Annotated in this window: 14 protein-coding genes; 8 read left to right on the plus strand and 6 right to left on the minus strand. The window is 37.5% G+C overall.

What is annotated here, in order from left to right:
- Positions 1-505: 505 nt before the first annotated feature.
- On the minus strand, positions 506-1,105 hold the full coding sequence (locus tag ACHB7C_RS02850) for a DJ-1/PfpI family protein (protein ID WP_129465883.1): 600 nt from the start codon (positions 1,103-1,105) through the stop codon (positions 506-508).
- 189 nt (positions 1,106-1,294) lie between these two features.
- Here ACHB7C_RS02850 and grxB point away from each other — a divergent pair, with 189 nt between their 5' ends.
- Positions 1,295-1,933: a glutaredoxin 2 gene (grxB, locus tag ACHB7C_RS02855; RefSeq protein WP_395346335.1), complete on the plus strand. Its 639-nt coding sequence runs from the start codon at positions 1,295-1,297 to the stop codon at positions 1,931-1,933.
- Positions 1,934-2,016: 83 nt separating this feature from the next.
- On the opposite strand, the gene ACHB7C_RS02860 is transcribed toward grxB, so the two are convergent.
- Both ACHB7C_RS02860 and ACHB7C_RS02865 read right to left on the minus strand, forming a co-directional pair.
- A complete protein-coding gene (locus ACHB7C_RS02860) occupies positions 2,017-2,454 on the minus strand; it encodes an META domain-containing protein (RefSeq protein WP_042843855.1) in 438 nt (145 codons plus the stop codon).
- 15 nt (positions 2,455-2,469) lie between these two features.
- The gene (locus ACHB7C_RS02865) at positions 2,470-3,468 is read right to left on the minus strand and encodes a 2-hydroxyacid dehydrogenase (RefSeq protein WP_042843854.1); all 999 of its coding nucleotides are present in this window, start codon (positions 3,466-3,468) and stop codon (positions 2,470-2,472) included.
- Between the two features lie 233 nt (positions 3,469-3,701).
- Here ACHB7C_RS02865 and ACHB7C_RS02870 point away from each other — a divergent pair, with 233 nt between their 5' ends.
- The 3 genes from ACHB7C_RS02870 to ACHB7C_RS02880 are packed head-to-tail and all read left to right on the plus strand — an operon-like array spanning position 3,702 to position 6,849.
- Positions 3,702-6,299: a YdbH family protein gene (locus ACHB7C_RS02870; protein ID WP_048607145.1), complete on the plus strand. Its 2,598-nt coding sequence runs from the start codon at positions 3,702-3,704 to the stop codon at positions 6,297-6,299.
- Positions 6,300-6,310: 11 nt separating this feature from the next.
- Entirely contained in the window at positions 6,311-6,523 is a 213-nt protein-coding gene (locus ACHB7C_RS02875; protein ID WP_042843852.1) for a YnbE family lipoprotein, read from the plus strand.
- The gene (locus tag ACHB7C_RS02880) at positions 6,520-6,849 is read left to right on the plus strand and encodes a YdbL family protein (RefSeq protein WP_042843851.1); all 330 of its coding nucleotides are present in this window, start codon (positions 6,520-6,522) and stop codon (positions 6,847-6,849) included. Before ACHB7C_RS02875 ends, ACHB7C_RS02880 begins: the two co-directional genes overlap by 4 nt.
- 63 nt (positions 6,850-6,912) lie before the next feature.
- Here ACHB7C_RS02880 and ACHB7C_RS02885 read toward each other — a convergent pair whose 3' ends face one another.
- Positions 6,913-7,512, minus strand: coding sequence for an FMN-dependent NADH-azoreductase (locus ACHB7C_RS02885; protein WP_042843850.1), 600 nt, complete (start codon positions 7,510-7,512; stop codon positions 6,913-6,915).
- A 206-nt stretch (positions 7,513-7,718) separates the two neighbouring features.
- On the opposite strand from ACHB7C_RS02885, the gene hrpA reads away from it, so the two are divergent.
- Entirely contained in the window at positions 7,719-11,621 is a 3,903-nt protein-coding gene (hrpA, locus tag ACHB7C_RS02890; RefSeq protein ID WP_210855698.1) for an ATP-dependent RNA helicase HrpA, read from the plus strand.
- A 294-nt stretch (positions 11,622-11,915) separates the two neighbouring features.
- Here hrpA and ACHB7C_RS02895 read toward each other — a convergent pair whose 3' ends face one another.
- A complete protein-coding gene (locus ACHB7C_RS02895) occupies positions 11,916-13,256 on the minus strand; it encodes an amino acid permease (RefSeq protein WP_395346592.1) in 1,341 nt (446 codons plus the stop codon).
- A 363-nt stretch (positions 13,257-13,619) separates the two neighbouring features.
- Positions 13,620-14,570, minus strand: a complete 951-nt coding sequence (ydgH, locus tag ACHB7C_RS02900; protein WP_071548056.1) for a DUF1471 family protein YdgH — start codon at positions 14,568-14,570, stop codon at positions 13,620-13,622.
- Between the two features lie 385 nt (positions 14,571-14,955).
- Here ydgH and pntA point away from each other — a divergent pair, with 385 nt between their 5' ends.
- The 3 genes from pntA (at position 14,956) to ACHB7C_RS02915 (ending at position 19,254) form a co-directional block, all read left to right on the plus strand.
- On the plus strand, positions 14,956-16,485 hold the full coding sequence (gene pntA, locus ACHB7C_RS02905; RefSeq protein ID WP_048607149.1) for a Re/Si-specific NAD(P)(+) transhydrogenase subunit alpha: 1,530 nt from the start codon (positions 14,956-14,958) through the stop codon (positions 16,483-16,485).
- 13 nt (positions 16,486-16,498) lie between these two features.
- Positions 16,499-17,887 (plus strand): Re/Si-specific NAD(P)(+) transhydrogenase subunit beta, encoded by a 1,389-nt coding sequence (gene pntB, locus ACHB7C_RS02910; protein WP_042844348.1) that lies wholly within the window; start codon positions 16,499-16,501, stop codon positions 17,885-17,887.
- Between the two features lie 353 nt (positions 17,888-18,240).
- Positions 18,241-19,254, plus strand: coding sequence for a hypothetical protein (locus ACHB7C_RS02915; protein ID WP_272686002.1), 1,014 nt, complete (start codon positions 18,241-18,243; stop codon positions 19,252-19,254).
- The last annotated feature ends 285 nt before the right edge of the window (positions 19,255-19,539 follow it).

Below are 19,539 nucleotides of genomic sequence, written 5' to 3' on the forward strand. Positions count from 1 at the left end.
ATTTATATGAAGGGTTATATTTAATATTTTTAATAAGATTTACATTATATAGTATATTAAAAACTAAAGTACTTTAAAAGTTCTAATGATGATAATTATGATAAAAATCTCCATTTACAACTAATGATTAATAAAAAATAACATTATTTTTAGTAGGGGGATTGTATCACTTAATAAGTAAAAATAATTAATTTTATTTTATTGCTTGAAAGTAAGGTTGTTAGCGCAAGTGAAAGATAGAAAATTTAGCTTAATACTTTCAATCTGGGCATGTTTTATATTGAAAGTACTATAGGTAACTCTATAAATACAACCAATTACGATATCTTTAATAGCAAACTATAAAATTCAAATGAAAAAGTTAAGAATGTGGTGTTATATTGTTAATTTTATGCTTAATATATTAACTCTAAATATAAATTAACTATAAAACACACGCTTTAATAGGTTAATAATATTAATAAAATGTGAGTATTTATTAATTTAAATAAATGCTTAAATAATCTTATATGATGACTTTTTCAAATGGGTCATGTTTTGGGTTTTGGTTCCATATATACTCCATTTTAATAGCGATATCAGTTGCTATATTTAACCCATAGAAATCATTAACAATTTGCAACGACATATCAATACCGGCACTAATACCTGAAGAGGTATAAAATTTTCCGTCATGCACCCATCTTGCACTAGGTTGCCATAAAATTTTTTTATTTAGCGATGTAACCCAGTCATAGGCTAGTTTATTGGTGGTTGCGCGAAGCCCATTTAAAAGAGGGGTTTTTGCAATGAGTGCAGATCCTGTACAAACTGAAATCACAGTATCAGCAAACTCAAATTGTTTCATTAACCATTGGATGTACCTATCGTCTTGCGATAAAGGCCGAGTGCCTTGTCCCCCTGGGATTAAAATATGTTTATAGCGAGGCTTATCTACTCGTATAGTTTCAAGTGTGACACCTTGTGAGCTAGTCATAGGTAAGCCAGATGGGGAAATAAAGTTAATTTTGCAATTATCTAAGCGGCCAAATACCTCTACAGGCCCCATGACATCAAGGGTTTCAAATTCATTAAAAAGAATGATAGCAATAGAGTCTAACGTCATAAGTCTCTCTGGCATTTCTGTAATGTGGTTATTTTGTCATGATTATTACTTCATTATTGGGATTTTGTGCACTTTATTAACACTAAAAGTAAGTGAAATTTTACAAATCATTCACACATAAACAAAATCACTAAAGTATACTGTAAATATGTATTGGGTTTTTTTACTCCCTGAACAATGAGGTTAAAAATGAAACTATATGTTTATGACCATTGCCCATTTTGTGTCAGAGCCAGAATGATTTTTGGTTTGAAGAAGTTAGCGGTAGAGCAGGTTGTTTTACTGGATGATGATAAAGAAACACCTATCAGTATGATAGGTAAAAAAATGTTACCTATCTTACAAAAAGAGGATGGCAGCTATTTACCGGAAAGCTTAGATATTGTCCATTATATTGATAGCCTTAATGAACCTAAATATGCTAATGGGGAGATTTTTCCTGAAATAGAAACTTGGTCTAAGGCTGTATCTTCAGTCGTTTATAAACTTGTGACACCTCGCTTCATTGAAACTGATTTTCCTGAAATCAGTACAACTAAAGCTAGGGAGGCTTATATTGAACGCTCTACCAAATCGCATGGTGATTTAGGAGAACTGAAGAAAGAAACTCACACTTTATTGGTAGAGTTAGAACCTCAAATGTCATTATTAGATGCGTGGTTAGAAACACGTGGGGAAGTTATTGATATTAATGATTTTATTATTTTCCCAATTCTACGTAGTTTGAGTATTGTCGACGAATTGTCATTCAGTACAAATATTAGTCATTATATGGCCCGTATTGCAGAAGCGGCGAAGATTAATTTACTGTTTGACCAAGCCAAATAATTTTTGTGTTAAATGAAAAATGCCTCCCAACAGGAGGCATTTTAGTCAATAGAATGCAAACCGTGAGTAGATAATCTTGCCTGTTAATTCATATAATCACGTAAGGTATACACGAGTTTGTAATGCCCTTGAATCAAGACAAGTTGATTATTTTTCAACGTAACAGTTGCACCATCAGTTAACATTCGTTTTATTAATGGGTCCCATTTTGATAAATCTTCATCGACACATTCAAGTTCTGTTTTATTTAGATCTTTAACGGTAATTTTAGCATTGTTAATATTACCGAACCCGTTGAAATCATTGCACATTGATGCTGAAATAAACATTTTTTCACCAAAAGAAATAGATGGCGTTGTTTGTTTATTTTGAATCGTTTTGCCGTCAACTTCGGTCAGAATAAAACGATGGTGCATTAATTTATTTCTAAGCTCTTGGTCGTCATTTCTGGCATTCACTTGATGTGTTTGGCAAGCGGCTAATAGTACACTTAAAATTGTAAGTGGAATTAGGTGTTTCATTGTTCCATTATCCAACTAAGCATTAACAATATTAGGGCAAGTTTCACCGCTATTAATTTGGCGAATATTATTAAGCGTTGTTTGGCTAATGCTTATCAACGCTTCTTCAGTTAAAAATGCCTGATGCCCCGTGAATAACACATTATGGCAAGATGAAAGACGACGGAAAACATCATCTTGTATAACATCGTTAGACTTATCTTCAAAAAATAAATCACGTTCGTTTTCATATACATCCATACCTAACGAACCAATTTTTTGTGATTTTAACGCATTGATTGCTGCAACAGAGTCTATGAGTGCACCGCGGCTGGTGTTAATGATCATGACCCCTTTTTTCATTTTATTAAACGCACTTTCATCAAGTAGGTGATGATTCTCTGCGGTTAATGGGCAATGTAGAGAAATAACGTCTGATTGCTTATATAAGGTATCTAAATCCACATATTCAGCCCCAAGATCTAAAACTGCTTGGTTTGGATATGGGTCATGGGCTAGGAGTCGCATCCCAAAACCTTTTAAAATACGTAGAGTGGCTTGGCCAATTTTACCTGTTCCAATAATGCCAGCAGTGCGGTTGTGCATGTTAAAACCGGTTAAACCTTCAAGAGAGAAGTTAGCATCTCTAGTCCGTTGGTATGCTCGGTGGATCCTGCGATTTAGGCATAGCATCATGCCAACAGTATGTTCAGCAACGGCTTCTGGGGAATAAGCAGGCACACGTACCACCTGAATCCCTAATTCTTTAGCCGCTTGTAAATCGACATTATTAAAACCCGCGCAGCGTAAAGCTAAAATTCGAATGTTTAATGCAGCTAATTCTTCTAAAACAGCACGGTTGGCTTCATCATTAACAAAAATACAAATGGCATCAGCACCTACCGCATTTTTTGCAGTCTGAACCGTTAATGGAAAATCAAAATACTCAATATTAAAATTAAACCCAGAACTTTGATTAACTTGTTCCATGTGCTTACGGTCATACAGTTTGGTACTATAAGAAACAATTTTCATCAGAGAGACTCCAGTTTTTAGGAACCAATAAAATAACAGTAGGTAAAAATGTGTACCTACAAAATATAAACTCAGAATAAGGCAATTAAGTTTGTAAATCACCTATAAATTAAGAAAATAGGTATCTGTTTACAATCAGATATAGTTTATGCTTGCTAGACAATGAGTTAATGTGACAGTCGAATGAACTTCATTACTTGCAGTGTAGAGCAAATCAGACAAGGACGAAGCTAATGCAGCTATTAAAAAGAGCATTTATGATATTACTTTGTTTTTCAGGGGTAAGTATTGCTCTCTTAGCATTATTATGGATTACTATTTCTCGTTGGGCTCCAGTGGTTGCTTCTCACTATCTTCCTGAACCGTTGAAGCTTTCATTTTCAACGCCGCGTATTATAGAAGGACAATTACAACTTAGCGAGATCAATCTAAACGTCGATAAATGCAAGTTAGTTGAGATAAAAAATACTCGGGTTTCAATATTCCCATTGCATTTTATTGTTGATAACCTCACTGTGGCTCCTGAATGTTTTAGTGCTATTAAATCAAGTAGTCATGGCACAGATGATGCTATAAATGTTGAGCAGCTGATAGGCAGTATTCCCGAGTTTTCGCTTGTCATAAAAAATGTAGACGTTCATCCTTGGGAGGACTACCAAGGTAGCTTATGGCTCAGAAGTAGCCATACTGATCCTTTAAAATTGGATTTTAGAGGAGATAATTTACAGTTAACCTCTTTAATTACCGCGGATAATCAATTGGTTATTCAAGAATTTTCTACATACCTCCCAGAACAAAAACAAACGTTAGAGCTTTCAGGTGAAATCCAATTACCTTTGACGGCAAATCGATTACCTGAGAAAGGTGAGTTAAACGCTAATTTTAAATTATTAAACCCTGAAAAATTCCTGACTGCTAAATTTAGTTGGGGAAATAATAAAGGTAAAATAAGTGTCGTTGATATAGACAAACAGCAAGAAATACTCCACCTTCCTTGGGTTTTAACCCCTGAAGTTATTCAAATATCCGACGGTAAATGGCAGTGGGATGAGGCTGATATTCCTTTAAAAGGGGGAATAAACTTACAGGTTAATAACTGGAATAATATATTGAGTGAAATGGTTTTTTCAGGGCGAATCAATCTATTGACTCAAGGGAAAAAAGGAAAAGCAAACTTAGTATTAACTCTGCCCCCAACACATATTGATTTAATAAATACTGCGGTCAATTTTCAGCTTAATGGCAGAGTGAAATATGAAGATATGATTTTAGATATCAACTTGCCAGCTCAAGTATCAGGCGAACTAACCGCGGCAAAAATCTCATTTTTATCGGGGTCATTACTTAGAGCATATGGAAGAGCATCACCAACAGTATTAATTAAAGAAATCCGTTTACCTCTTGCAGGCACTTCCCTTAGTGAAGAGGGTATTTCCGGGCCTCTACAAGCGATATTAAAGGTTAAAGAGCAATATTGGGGGGATTTTGATATCCATTTAGATGGTAAAGCCAATAAATTTACCCTCGATAACGGCACATGGTTTTGGAATTATTGGGGGAATGCTGTATTGCCTTCAATCTCTGCTAATTGGGATATTAAAGGAAATGGTAGTTGGCAAGATACACTGATTACACTAAATAATTTAACGACAGGTTTTAACCAAATACACTATGGTTTACTGTCGATGAGTGCACCGCGTTTGCAATTAACAAAACCTTTATCTTGGCAACGAGATCTCAACAAAGCTAACTTTAAGGGGTCATTGCAACTTACGAGTGAACGAATGCAATTTGGTAAAGAAAGTTATTTACCAAAAATCACGGTAAATGCAGATATTAATGGTAAATCACCTGCTGATTTTCAGTTAAAAGGCGACCTGAGTACTAAGGATGTTGGGCCAATTGTGATTTTTAGTCGTTGGGATGGGGAAAGGCTAAGAGGTGAAGCCCGTTGGCCTGAGCAATCAGTGACTGCATTTCAAACATTAATACCCGCAGATCTTGGTATTGAATTAAAACAGGGTAAATTATTTTCTCAAGCTGCATTTTCTATTACACCTGAAGATGGCTTTATTGCTGGTGGGCACTGGAGAGTTGAAAATACTAGCCTTTGGCTGAAAGATGGAGACCTATCGGGGTTAAATTTTGTATTACCATGGCGGTTAAAGCAAAGCACATGGACTTTGGGTGGAAAAACACCTGTTGAATTACGGATTAAACAACTAAATAATTTATTTGAACTTACGGATATTAAAGCTGATTTATCTGGAAGTTATCCTCCAACAGATAGTGCGCCATTGAAGCTAACTAATGTCGGTTTTAAGACATTAGGAGGGAATATTTCAATGGATTTATTACGCTGGCCACAGACACAAGCTTCAACGATTAAATTGCGACAAATTGAACTTAGCCAGTTATTTACCATACTGAAAGTGTCACAGTTTGCAGTCTCAGGTAAAGTTAATGGAGAGCTGCCATTTTATTTAAATAATCCGGAATGGATAGTTAAAAATGGTTGGATGGAAAACAGTGGGCCGCTGACTTTACGGTTAGATACCCAATTTGTCGATTCTATTCGTGAAGATAATATATCTGCAGGTTCTGCAATGAGTTGGTTGCAGTATTTAGAAATACAGCGTAGCAGAACAGATGTAAATATAACTAATTTAGGGATGTTAACGATGAAAACGATCCTTGAAGGTTATAACACGCAAGAAAAGAAAAGGCGTGAAGTTCATTTAAATTATCATCATGAAGAAAATATCTTTCAACTATGGCGTAGTTTGCGATTTGGTAGCTCTTTAGAAGAGTGGTTAGAAAAAAATTTATAATAGGCGTAGGGATGAATGTGAATATATTGAAACTGAGTACAGTAGTAGTAATAACCTTTTTATTATCAGCTTGTTTGCGAGTTGAGGTTGCCACCCCGGATAAGCCAATTAACATTAATATGAATGTGAAAATTGAGCATGAAATCCAAATAAAAGCGGATAGGCAGGTTGAGGAGTTACTTAAGGAAAACAGTGATCTATTTGGCGAGGTAAGTGAAAAATGAGTAAGATAATTAAAGTGTTAGCCTTATGCTCATTGTTTAGTGTTTTTCAATCTATGGCATTAACAATTGATGAAGCGAAAGATCGAGGGGTGTTAGGAGAAACATTATCAGGATACTTAGCCCCTGTTAATACAAATAATCCAGATGCTGTAAAGTTGGCAAACCAAATTAATCAAGAACGCGAAAAAAAGTATAGTGAGATTGCTAAAAAAAACAATCTAAAAACTAGCGAAGTAGCGAGAATTGCTGGGCAGAAATTAGTTGAGCGAGCAAGTGAAGGGGAGTATGTACGTGGAATTAATGGGCAATGGCTACAAAAGAATTAAAAAAGCGCACTAAGAAAGCGCGCAAATTATAACAATGGTAGCTTTAGGTATATGAGGTGCTTATTAATTTATGATGTTATTTATATGTTCTTGAGCTTGTTGATGAGCTTGTAAAACTGAATCGGGCCCTAACGCAGTCCCTTCAGCAAAAATAAACTCAATATCGCTGATACCAATAAAATTCAAAAATAATGTTAAATAAGGCACCATAGTATCAGCAGGTGTATCTTTATAGATGCCGCCTCGGCTTGTTAATACATAAGCGCGTTTATCTTTTAATAAACCAACGGAACCTTGTTCTGTATATTTAAAGGTATGGCCTGAACGTGCAATAAAGTCAAAGTAGTGTTTTAAATGAGACGAAATCGTAAAATTGTACATAGGTGCTGCAATAACAATCGTATCATGAGCTTTGATTTCTTCAATTAATGCATTTGATAGGTCTAAATGTGCTTGTTGTTGTTCTGTTTTCGTGTCACTAGGGCCAAAAGCTGCTAAAATTTCACTGTCAATTGCTGGGACCGGCTGATTGACTAAATCACGTACAGTAACTGCGTCTGCTGGGTATTTTTCCTGCCATTGCTGAATAAAGTAATCTGCCATTTTATTGCTTTGTGAGTAGTCAGCAAGAATACTTGATTTCAATAGTAATATTTTACTCATATGTTCCTCAAATTTATTGTATTACTTTACTCTAATCATACGTGATACATAACTGATTGATAGAAAGAAAATTAGATAGCTTACTTCAAAAAAAATGATGGTATTTTTATGTAATAACAACAATCAAAACCTAATCTAAATGCTACTTCTAAACGGCGAAGTTTAATGACTATCGTAATTGTAATTAAAAATATAAGGATTAAAAAGTGAAATCCATACTGACAGCATTAAACGCTGATATTGGACAAACTTCATTACGTGACCAATGGTTACTGAAAAAAAGAGTGCATGGAGTCGCGAAAATTCAAGATGAAAAATCGCGTTCAGCTGTACTTGATATCATTAAGTCGGATATTGAAACGGCTAAGCAGAAGGTGTTAGCCAAAAGGTTAAATCCACCTAAAATTGTTTACCCTGATAATTTACCGGTCAGCCAGAAAAAAGATGTTATTTTTGATGCGATTAAAAAACATCAAGTGGTTATTATTGCAGGTGAAACTGGCTCAGGTAAAACAACCCAAATTCCAAAAATCTGTCTTGAACTTGGACGAGGTGTACTCGGCTATATTGGCCATACCCAACCGCGTCGCCTTGCTGCTAGGTCAGTTGCTTCTCGTTTAGCACAAGAATTAGAGTGTGAATTGGGCACTAATGTGGGTTATAAAGTCCGTTTTAATGACCAAGTGAGTGAAACCACCCAAATTAAATTGATGACGGACGGTATCCTCCTTGCAGAGCTGCAGAATGACAAATTACTCCTACAATACGATACGATTATTATCGATGAAGCACATGAGAGAAGCTTAAATATTGACTTCATTTTAGGGTATTTGCGTCAATTATTACCCAAACGCCCTGATTTAAAAGTTATTATTACTTCAGCAACTATTGATCCTGAAAGGTTCTCGAAGCACTTCAATCATGCGCCAATTGTTGAGGTATCTGGGCGTACTTACCCTGTAGAAGTGCGTTATCGCCCAATTGTTGGCGGAGATAATGACAGTGACCGTGACCAAATTGATGGGATTGTTGATGCTGTTAACGAATTATCACTAGAAGGTAATGGTGATATTCTGATATTCATGAGTGGTGAACGTGAAATACGTGATACTGCTGATGCTTTATCAAAGTTGTCATTACGTCACACTGAAATTCTTCCTTTGTTTGCAAGGCTCTCTAATACAGAACAAAATCGTATTTTCCATCCTCATGGAGGAAGGCGAATTATTTTAGCGACCAACGTAGCAGAAACATCATTAACAGTACCTGGTATCAAATATGTAATTGATACAGGTTATGCACGGATCAGTCGTTATAGTTATCGAACAAAAGTGCAACGTTTGCCTGTCGAGGCCATTTCACAAGCTTCTGCGAATCAACGAAAAGGGCGTTGTGGGCGTGTTTCTGATGGTATCTGTATTCGCCTATATTCGGAAGAGGATTTTCTTTCACGAGCGGAGTTTACTGACCCGGAAATATTACGGACCAATTTAGCCTCAGTTATTTTGCAAATGACTTCTATAGGCCTTGGTGATATTTCTGCATTCCCATTTGTAGAGGCTCCTGATAAACGTAATATACAAGATGGCGTAAAACTGTTGGAGGAGCTCGGGGCAATTAAACCTCATAGGCAGGCAGATAAGGGCTACCAATTAACAGATACAGGTCGTCAATTAGCCCAACTGCCTGTTGACCCGAGGTTAGCTCGTATGGTTATTGAGGCGAGAAAACATGGTGCCATTAGGGAAACGATGGTCATAGTTTCTGCGCTTTCAATCCAAGATCCAAGAGAAAGGCCTTTGGATAAGCAACAAGCTTCTGATGAAAAACATCGTCGCTTCCATGACAAACAATCAGACTTTTTGGCTTTTTTAAACCTTTGGGATTACCTGAAAGAGCAACAAACACAGCTGTCTAACGCTCAATTTAGGAAAATGTGCAAACAAGAGTTTTTAAATTATTTACGTATTCGTGAATGGCAAGACTTATATACGCAACTAAGGCAAGTTGTAAAAGAACAAGGTTTTGCGATTAATAGCTCAGCAGCTGATTTTCGTAGTATCCATATTTCTTTATTGGCTGGGTTACTTTCACATATCGGGCAAAAGGATGTTGATAAACCAGAATATACTGGAGCAAGGAATGCGCGGTTCACCATTTTTCCTGGCTCAGGTTTATTCAAAAAGCCCCCTAAATGGGCAATGGTTGCAGAGTTAGTTGAAACATCAAAATTATGGGGGAGAATTGCGGCTTCTATTGATGTTGAGTGGATTGAACCATTAGCAGAGCATTTGACGAAGTATAGCTATAGTGAACCCCATTGGTCAAAATCTGAAGGTGCGGTAATGGCATCAGAGAAAGTGACCTTATATGGTTTACCGATTGTTTCAGCGCGGAAAGTGAATTATGGCAACATTGACCCTTTATTATGTCGTGAGTTATTTATTCGGCACGCCTTAGTAGAAGGGGACTGGGTAACGCGTCACGCATTTTTTAAAGAAAACCTTAAACTGTTATCTGAAGTTGAGGATTTAGAACATAAATCACGTCGACGTGACATATTAGTTGACGATGAAACCTTATTTGCTTTTTATGACCAGCGGATCCCGAATGATGTGATTTCTTCACGCCACTTCGATAACTGGTGGAAAACTGCGTCAAAACAGCAGGCAGACTTGCTAAGTTTTGAAAAAAGCATGTTAATCAAAGAAGATGCCAGTAAAGTTTCGGCGCTTGATTACCCCAATTATTGGTATCAAGGGGAGCTTAAATTTCGCTTAAGCTATCAATTTGAACCAGGCACTGATGCAGATGGCGTGACAGTACATATTCCTCTCGCTATTTTAAATCAGGTGCAGAATATGGGTTTTGACTGGCAAGTGCCAGGTTTACGGCATGAATTGATTGTTGCATTAATTAAGTCATTACCCAAACCAATTAGAAGAAACTTCGTTCCTGCGCCAAACTATGCTTCAGCCTTTCTTGAGCGTGTGCCAGAACCTGAAGGTAGTGTGTTAGACAAGCTAGAAAAAGAATTGCGTCGGATGACTGGAGTGACTGTTGAACGTGAAGCGTGGCAGCTTGACCAACTTCCTGTACATTTAAAAATGACTTACCGTGTTATTGGCGACAAAAATAAAACTATTGCGGAAGGCCAAGATCTCGATATTTTGAAAAATAGCCTGAAGGAAAAAGTGCAAGAAACACTCTCTGAGGTCGTTGACGATGGGATTGAACAATCTGGTTTACATATTTGGAGTTTTGGCGAATTACCTCAACGTTTTGAGCAAAAGCGAGGGGGGTATTCAGTTAAAGCCTATCCGGCCTTAGTTGATGAAAAAAACAGTGTAGGAATTCGTGTATTTGAAACAGAATTTGAGCAACAGCAAGCGATGTGGTGTGGTATTCGCCGGTTATTATTGCTAAATATTCCATCACCCATTAAATATTTGCATGAAAAACTACCGAATAAATCGAAATTAGGGTTGTATTTTAATCCCTATGGTAAAGTTTTAGACCTAATCGATGACTGTATCTCTTGTGGGGTAGACCAATTAATTGCTAATTTTGGTGGAGCTGTGTGGGATGAAGCGCAATTTGAGAAGCTTAAAGAGTTTGCTCGTGCTGAATTAAACGATGTCGTTGTCACTATTGCAAAGCAAGTTGAGCAAATTCTTAGTGCAGTATTTGCAATTAGTAAACGTTTGAAAGGGCGAGTAGACTTTTCGATGGCTCTAGCACTTTCTGATATAAAAGCACAAATGGGGGGGCTGGTATTTAAAGGCTTTGTCACTGCTCATGGTTGGAAACGTTTGCCCGACGTGTTGCGGTATTTAAATGGTATTGAGCGTCGCCTTGAAAAGTTGGCTATTGACCCAAATCGTGACCGGGCTCAAATGAGTAAAGTCGAACACATTCAAAATATGTGGCAGCAATGGTTAGCAAAACTGACACCAATTCAAAAAGATATGCCTGAAGTACAAGAGGTTCGCTGGATGATAGAGGAATTGCGTATCAGTCTCTTTGCTCAGCAATTAGGGACGCCTTATCCAATTTCAGATAAAAGAATTATTCAGACGATGGATAGCTTATCGCAAAAATTGTCGTAATAATCGCCTTTTGATTTACCAAAGCTTCGTACTTAACGGCACGAAGCTTTTTTATTTAGCTTCGTATTTAATAAAACTATTTTCACCCTGATTTAGTTACAACATACTGTAAGAATTACATCCAATTAGCCACTGTGCTCGTACAAAATAAACATTTAACTAGGTTGAAATTGAAAACAAAGAGAGGGGGGAGATAACGAAAAAAGATGATTTATACAGTGAGAATGATGAGCCTATATGGTCAAAGAAGGTAGGCTTAATAATATTAGACTAAGCCTACCTAAATGATGGACGCTATGCGAGTAAATAATAGAGTGCGGGTATTGCTGCGACAGCAATAGCATAAGCCATGATTATTTCTATCGTTTTTAATGGGGCCTTATTGGTCTGTTGTTGGCGAGCATAGAAAAAGACTAGAATGCCAGGGGCATATAGCACCACAGATAATAGCAAGTTAATTAAACCTGATGCATAAAGTAACCATAAACCATAGATGCTGGCAATAAATCCGACGGCAAGTAATGCTTTGTTATGGCGCTCAAATGCAACCTTCATCAAAAATGCGCCAACCAAGAAATAAGGCACTAAAATCATTTCAGAGGCAATTGTTAGCAATGTATTATAATTGCTACCACTGAGCCAAATTAAAACCAGTGAGAGCTGTACCGCACCGTTGGTTAGCCATAATGATGAAGATGGGGCATCATTTTTATTTAATTTATTGAAAATTTTAGGGAATGACTGGTATTGAGCCGCAATATAAGGTACTTCTGCAGCCATGATTGTCCAGCTTAAATAAGCACCGCATACCGAAATAATTAACCCAGCAGCAATGATGATATCACCACTTGAGCCCATTAAATTAACCATCAAAGCCGCCATTGATGGGTTTTTGATTTCTGCAAGTTCAGCGCGAGGCATAATACCGAGTGATAGTAGGGTAACAAGGATATAGATGATTAGTGCTGAGCTAACCGCAAAGACTGTTGCTAAACCAACATCTCTGCGGTTTTTTGCGCGTGCAGAAACAACTACAGCACCTTCAATACCAATAAATACCCAAAGGGTAATTAGCATAGTATCTTTGACTTGTTCCCAAACCGGCATTTTTAGGTCTATTCCGCTGAAATCTGCATTAAAGATATCTAATTTAAATGCAAAAAACGCCAAGACAATAAACAAGCCAAGGGGAACTAATTTAGCCATTGTTGCTAATTTATTGATGCCGGCGGCGGTTTGTACGCCTCGTAGAACTAAATAATGAACAAACCACAATAGTATTGATTCACCTATCAATGCCTGCCAGGTATTTCCATCACCAAAAATAATGTTATCAGGGGTATCAGTAAAGAAGCTGATCGCCGCAAAAACAATAACGAGATAGGACACGTTTGCTACAACGGCACAGAGCCAATAACCCCACGCAGAACAAAACCCGATGAGTTCACCAAAGCCAACTTTTGCATAGGTAAAAATGCCGCCATCTAGATCAGGGCGTATTCGAGACAATAGTAATAGAGCAAATGCGAGAAATAAGATCCCAACACCTGTAATAGACCAACCAATGATTAAAGCGAGTGGACTAGCCACTTCGGCCATATTTTGCGGAAGGCTAAATACACCAGCACCAACCATTGAACTAAGAACAAGGGCGGTTAGTGCAGTAAGGCTCAATGTATTTTTCAAAGTAAATCCTGAGTGTTTAGCAATCAAAAGTTAAAATGACGTTAAAACGTCATTGCAGTAATGAGTTTAACTGGCAGGTTTAAATAATCTAGTGACTTTGACTGCCGTAATTTAAGTTGTGGGATTCTACGAATGAAATGGCCGATATGCAATGGGAAAGTATGCATTTTATTGGATGATTTATTCACTTTTATGTTAATGATGAAAAAGTATCAGAAGAAAGAGGTAAAGATGGGGTTTCAAGCATTTTGAGTTATTAAAATAAAAAAACCAGCCTAGATAATTAGACTGGTTTTTTAGAGACGTTATTTATTACTTAAATAAATCGGCACTAATGGTGACACTTCCACCGTTAGATTGCCATTCTCTTGTAATATGGAAATATTTGGCACCTTTCGCTTCAGCACGTTTTGCAATTTGATAACGTACTTCTGGTGTATTTGTGTAGTAACCAGAGAAGGTGATTGAATCAAATGGAACCATTTGTGCAGCAGCTGTTTTATTGACTTCTTCAATTACATAGCCACTTGGTAGTGTTACACTTGTTCGACCAGGTTGGCTGCTAGAAGTTTCAAAGAAACGACCTACCGCTGTTGTGGGTTCTTCGGATGAAGCAACACCAGGTATTCTTACCTTTTTAGCCGCTTCACCACCTTCAGCGAGCAGCGCTCGACCTGCATCTGAATCAGCGGGAACAACAGCATCTTCATTGAGAACTTGCCGTTTTGGTGCATCTTTTTTATAGATGTACGCGGTTGCTAAGGTATTACCACCATCGTTCATTGCAATATTACGTACGACATAGAATGATGCTGCATTCTTTTCGAGCGCTTTTTTTGCAATAGCTTCGTAAAGGTCTGGTTGAGAAGGGTAAAAACCGCTAACTGTAACAGTATCGAAAGGTTCGTACTGTGCAGCGTCAGTTTTAGTCATTTCTTCAACACCGCCAAAGACACGACGTTTTGGTTCGTCGACTTTAGGTGCATCTTTCGCGTAGACATCCGCAACAACACGCATGTTGCCGCTATCACCTACATCATCAAGGCTTTGAATGTAAAAGGCATACGCCCCCATTTTATCAGCCCTACGGGAGACTGCATCGGATGCTTCATAGATAGCATTAAAGCGCCCGGTAACTGTTATACGCTCATAAGGTTTTAATTCAGTAGCCTGTTTTGGCGTCAATTCAACAGCCGCCTGAGTAGCAGTTATACTAGTTAATGATAACACCGCGGCTGCGATGACCGTAGTTTTCAGCTTCATACAAAATCCTTCCGCCTTGCGCAATTTATTATAAAAGTGCTGAATCTTAGTTGTATCACATGTACGTGATTATTACACGTAACTGAACCTGTTGTCTCATGATTTTCTTTTTATAAGAAATAAATAATTATTGACTAGTTAAATTTACCAGATTTTTTAAAGTATCCAGTATTTTATTGACCTAAAACTAAGATTTTCACTGCGAATTCCATTTACTGTCTAAGAATCGTGATCAATTATGGATCAAGAAGCATATTTTCAGTAGGTTATTAGAACATTAAAAATCTGTTTATACACAAAATAAGACTTTTCTCTGTGATGATGGTCATTATTTTAGCAAACATTCAATCAACAACATTACTTTAGGCTTTAAAAAGGGAACATTATGCGTATTGGTATACCAAGAGAACGACTTGCCAATGAAGCGCGTGTTGCTGCTACACCTTCAACAGTGACTCAACTAGTAAAGTTGGGTTTTTCTGTCTGTGTAGAACAAGACGCAGGGCACTTAGCGAGTTTTGATGATGTAGCATACGAGCAGGTAGGTGCAGAAATAGTTGATCGTGACACTGCATTTGCAGCTGATATTGTTTTTAAAGTCAACGCTCCACTGGAAGATGAAATACCGTTATTAAAAGAGGGAGCGACACTGGTGAGCTTTATTTGGCCAGCTCAAAATGCTGCGCTAATGGATGCTCTACAAGCGCGTAATATTAATGTGATGGCTATGGATGCAGTCCCTCGTATTTCAAGAGCACAATCACTTGATGCGCTAAGCTCAATGGCAAATATTGCCGGTTATCGTGCGATTGTTGAAGCTGCCCATGAATTTGGTCGCTTTTTTACTGGTCAAATTACCGCAGCAGGTAAGGTTCCGCCAGCAAAAGTCATGGTCATCGGGGCTGGGGTTGCTGGGCTTGCGGCTATTGGCGCGGCTGGCAGCCTTGGTGCGATTGTTCGTGCATTCGACACTCGCCCAGAGGTGAAAGAGCAAGTCCAAAGTATGGGCGCTGAGTTCCTTGAATTGGACTTTAAAGAAGAAGCTGGAAGCGGCGATGGTTATGCGAAAGTGATGTCAGAAGCCTTTATCAAGGCTGAGATGGAATTATTCGCGGCTCAAGCTAAAGACGTGGATATTATTGTCACTACTGCTCTGATCCCTGGAAAACCTGCTCCTAAATTGATTACTAAAGAAATGGTCGAATCAATGAAGCCGGGAAGTGTGGTTGTGGATTTAGCCGCACAAACGGGGGGGAACTGTGAGTTAACTCAAGCTGATAAGCTAGTTGTTACTGATAATGGTGTAAAAATTATTGGTTACACAGATTTACCAAGCCGCCTACCAACACAATCATCACAGTTATATGGTACTAACCTTGTTAACTTGATGAAATTATTGTGTAAAGATAAAAATGGTGAAATTGATATCGATTTCGACGACCTAGTTATTCGTGGTGTAACGGTGATCAAACAAGGGGAAATCACTTGGCCAGCACCTCCAATTCAGGTATCTGCTCAACCGCAGGCGAAGCCGCAACCAGTTGAAAAGGTTAAAGCGCCTGAGAAAAAGATGTCGCCAGTGGTGAAATATGGCTTGATGGCATTAGCAATTGTATTATTTGGTTGGTTTGCCAATTCAGCGCCAAAAGAGTTTTTATCACACTTCACGGTATTTGCACTTGCTTGTGTTGTTGGTTATTACGTGGTTTGGAATGTGACTCATGCATTACATACACCATTAATGTCAGTCACGAATGCAATCTCAGGGATTATTGTTGTCGGTGCCTTACTCCAAATAGGGAGTGGTGGCTGGGTAAGCTTCTTATCCTTTATTGCCATATTGATAGCAAGTATCAATATTTTCGGTGGGTTCACAGTAACTCAACGCATGTTAAAAATGTTTCGTAAAGGATAAGGGGTAACTTATGTTGTCAAGTGGAATTGTGACAGCGGCTTACATTGTTGCTGCTATCCTATTTATTTTTAGCCTTGCGGGGCTATCGCGCCATGAAAGTTCTCAAAGAGGGAACACTTATGGCATCGTGGGGATGGCTATCGCACTCGTTGCTACCATATTAGGTCCCCATAGCGCAAATGTGGGCTGGATGATCGTTGCCATGGTGATTGGTGCCGTGATTGGAGTCCGTTTAGCAAAAAAAGTTGAAATGACGGAAATGCCTGAACTGGTGGCTATTTTACATAGCTTTGTTGGTTTAGCTGCGGTACTAGTCGGTTTCAATAGCTTTATCGCAAGTGAAGCACATGCTGATGTCGTAATGGAAAATATTCATTTAACTGAGGTTTTCTTAGGTATCTTTATTGGTGCGGTGACCTTTACGGGCTCGGTTGTGGCTTACGGCAAGTTGTCAGGCAAAATGTCATCTAAACCGATGATGTTGCCAAATAGACATAAACTTAACTTAGCGGCACTGGTTGTTTCATTTATTTTGTTAGTGATTTTCGTTAAGACCCAAAGCGTTGGTTTACAAGTGTTCTTAATGTTAATCATGACTGTGATCGCATTAGCTTTTGGTTGGCACTTGGTCGCCTCTATTGGTGGTGCTGATATGCCAGTCGTTGTTTCGATGCTTAACTCATACTCAGGTTGGGCAGCAGCGGCGGCAGGCTTTATGTTAAGTAATGACTTACTGATCGTAACTGGTGCATTGGTTGGTTCCTCAGGTGCAATTCTGTCTTATATTATGTGTAAGGCAATGAACCGCTCATTTATTAGTGTTATTGCGGGGGGGTTTGGTACCGATGGGTCATCGACTGGCTCTGAAGAAGAGATGGGCGAGTATCGTGAAACGTCAGCGGAAGAAGTCGCTGAAATGCTAAAAAACTCAACATCAGTGATCATTACTCCGGGTTATGGTATGGCTGTGGCGCAAGCTCAATATCCTGTTGCTGATATTACCACTAAGTTGCGGGAACGTGGGGTCAAAGTTCGTTTTGGTATCCACCCAGTTGCTGGGCGCTTACCAGGGCATATGAACGTATTATTGGCGGAAGCGAAAGTTCCTTACGATGTCGTATTAGAAATGGATGAAATTAATGACGATTTTTCTGATACCGATACTGTGCTAGTTATTGGTGCTAACGATACAGTTAACCCTGCGGCACAAGAGGACCCAAATAGCCCAATAGCTGGGATGCCAGTGCTTGAGGTTTGGAAAGCGAGTAATGTCATTGTATTCAAGCGTTCGATGAATACAGGTTATGCCGGTGTACAAAACCCATTATTCTTTAAAGAAAATACCCAAATGTTATTTGGTGATGCGAAAGATAGCGTTGATGCCATCTTACGTGCACTATAACTACTAAATAATTAAAACGTTTAATTAATATAATGGGGCTATTGGTCGATACCAGTAGCCCCACTTTTATGGTGTTAAGCCTTGTTAATATATTAAGCATAAAACTGGATATGGCTTTATTAAATAAGGTATTAGATACATTATTTAACTTTAAAGTTTAGATGGAAAATAAAATCATACATCATCAAATGTCTTATTATCTATTTGAAATAATCATTCATTGTGATAATGGTATTTTTTTATTGTTATTTTAATGTGCGTAATATACGAATATTAAATTTGTTTTTGGGTATTTAATGTATTATTGTTTTTCCTGCTCTTACTTTTTTATTTTCTTAAAACGGAGTTTTAAAATGAAAAATGCTATGTTTGATAAAGCTACTCAGGCTAATTATATTATTGATTTAGAATGTTCCATAATTTCTACAAATAATAATATTTCATATGTGCGAAAAATAACTGAGCTATATGAAAAACATATGGCAAAAAATGAGCCAGAACGCCAACGTATCTTGAAGGTAGACCTCCAAGGAAAGAGTGAAATACTTAAGCCTGAAGAATATAGATTAGTTAAGGAGTATCTTGAACAGATTGATAATCATTATAATGAATTAAAGGGTAGCATAGATACTCATAATAAATTAATATCTGAAATAAGAGGTTATATTGATAATCCAGGCTCTCGAAAAAAGGCTGCTACTTCAATTTTGGAACGATCTACAAAACTAAAAGGGATGTTCGATAAGTTCGATAATATCCCTGCAATAGGGAGTGAACTACGAAAAATATTGTCTGACCTACCTTATGATGTTGAAAGGTATTTAATCAATGTGGAGCTTGAAGCTACACTTCTTTACCGTAAGCATGGGGAATTATTGTATAAGGCTAACAAAAATTATTCCGCGATAAATAACTATGAAAAAAATGGGGAATATACTGGGCCAAATCATCTTAGACATGTAAGTAATTTTGAAAGAGATATGGTGGAATTAAATGCTAATATTAGTAGATTAAATGAAGAATTAAATAGTAAAGAAATGACTGAGTTTGAGCGAATAGAGCATAATCGAACTTTAGATACCAGAAAAAAAGTATTTAATCTGAAAACATCATATATTAATTTGGCTAATAAGGTTGTTAAGGATATAGATAATTATGAAAATAGCAATAAAGTTATTTCAGGTTTGGATAATAACATCACGTTTGGCGTAGTGAATAAAAATGATTTCATTGGTTTTTTAGAGAATAAATTAATTGATTGTGTTGTGATTTTTAATACAACTGATGCTGATGCGGCTTATGCTAAAACAGAGGAAATCAATAATACTATAAAATCCGCTCCTTTATTTGTGAAAATTTCTATGTAAAATATTTCCAAATCTGCTCAACTTTGAGCAAATTGTATTTTTTATGATGGTTTTAGCTTATTTAAATTGCTTTTACATCTTTATTATTCCCCCTGTTTTACAGGGGGATAATTTACTACTGATGACGACAAAATATTGAAAGATGGTTTTACAATATAAGCCTGAGATGAGGTAGAGCTTGATAGGTTTAATCAAGTCATTTACAACCCGATGAAACCTTGGCCGCTATTTAATGTAGAAATAAGTGTTAATAGGAACCCCCCATTAAAAATGGGGGGAAGTGAA

This window comes from Providencia sp. 2024EL-00732 (assembly GCF_044006275.1).
Classification (GTDB): domain Bacteria; phylum Pseudomonadota; class Gammaproteobacteria; order Enterobacterales; family Enterobacteriaceae; genus Providencia; species Providencia huashanensis.

What these genes read in the sequence shown, in the direction of transcription:
- ACHB7C_RS02865 (WP_042843854.1), bottom strand. Translation starts at nt 3,468, where the DNA reads ATGAAAATTGTTTCTTATAGTACCAAACTGTATGACCGTAAGCACATG.
- ACHB7C_RS02895 (WP_395346592.1), bottom strand. Translation starts at nt 13,256, where the DNA reads ATGGTTGGTGCTGGTGTATTTAGCCTTCCGCAAAATATGGCCGAAGTG.
- ACHB7C_RS02875 (WP_042843852.1), top strand. Translation starts at nt 6,311, where the DNA reads ATGAATGTGAATATATTGAAACTGAGTACAGTAGTAGTAATAACCTTT.
- ACHB7C_RS02880 (WP_042843851.1), top strand. Translation starts at nt 6,520, where the DNA reads ATGAGTAAGATAATTAAAGTGTTAGCCTTATGCTCATTGTTTAGTGTT.
- ACHB7C_RS02915 (WP_272686002.1), top strand. Translation starts at nt 18,241, where the DNA reads ATGAAAAATGCTATGTTTGATAAAGCTACTCAGGCTAATTATATTATT.
- pntA (WP_048607149.1), top strand. Translation starts at nt 14,956, where the DNA reads ATGCGTATTGGTATACCAAGAGAACGACTTGCCAATGAAGCGCGTGTT.
- grxB (WP_395346335.1), top strand. Translation starts at nt 1,295, where the DNA reads ATGAAACTATATGTTTATGACCATTGCCCATTTTGTGTCAGAGCCAGA.
- ACHB7C_RS02860 (WP_042843855.1), bottom strand. Translation starts at nt 2,454, where the DNA reads ATGAAACACCTAATTCCACTTACAATTTTAAGTGTACTATTAGCCGCT.
- ydgH (WP_071548056.1), bottom strand. Translation starts at nt 14,570, where the DNA reads ATGAAGCTGAAAACTACGGTCATCGCAGCCGCGGTGTTATCATTAACT.
- ACHB7C_RS02850 (WP_129465883.1), bottom strand. Translation starts at nt 1,105, where the DNA reads ATGACGTTAGACTCTATTGCTATCATTCTTTTTAATGAATTTGAAACC.
- ACHB7C_RS02885 (WP_042843850.1), bottom strand. Translation starts at nt 7,512, where the DNA reads ATGAGTAAAATATTACTATTGAAATCAAGTATTCTTGCTGACTACTCA.
- ACHB7C_RS02870 (WP_048607145.1), top strand. Translation starts at nt 3,702, where the DNA reads ATGCAGCTATTAAAAAGAGCATTTATGATATTACTTTGTTTTTCAGGG.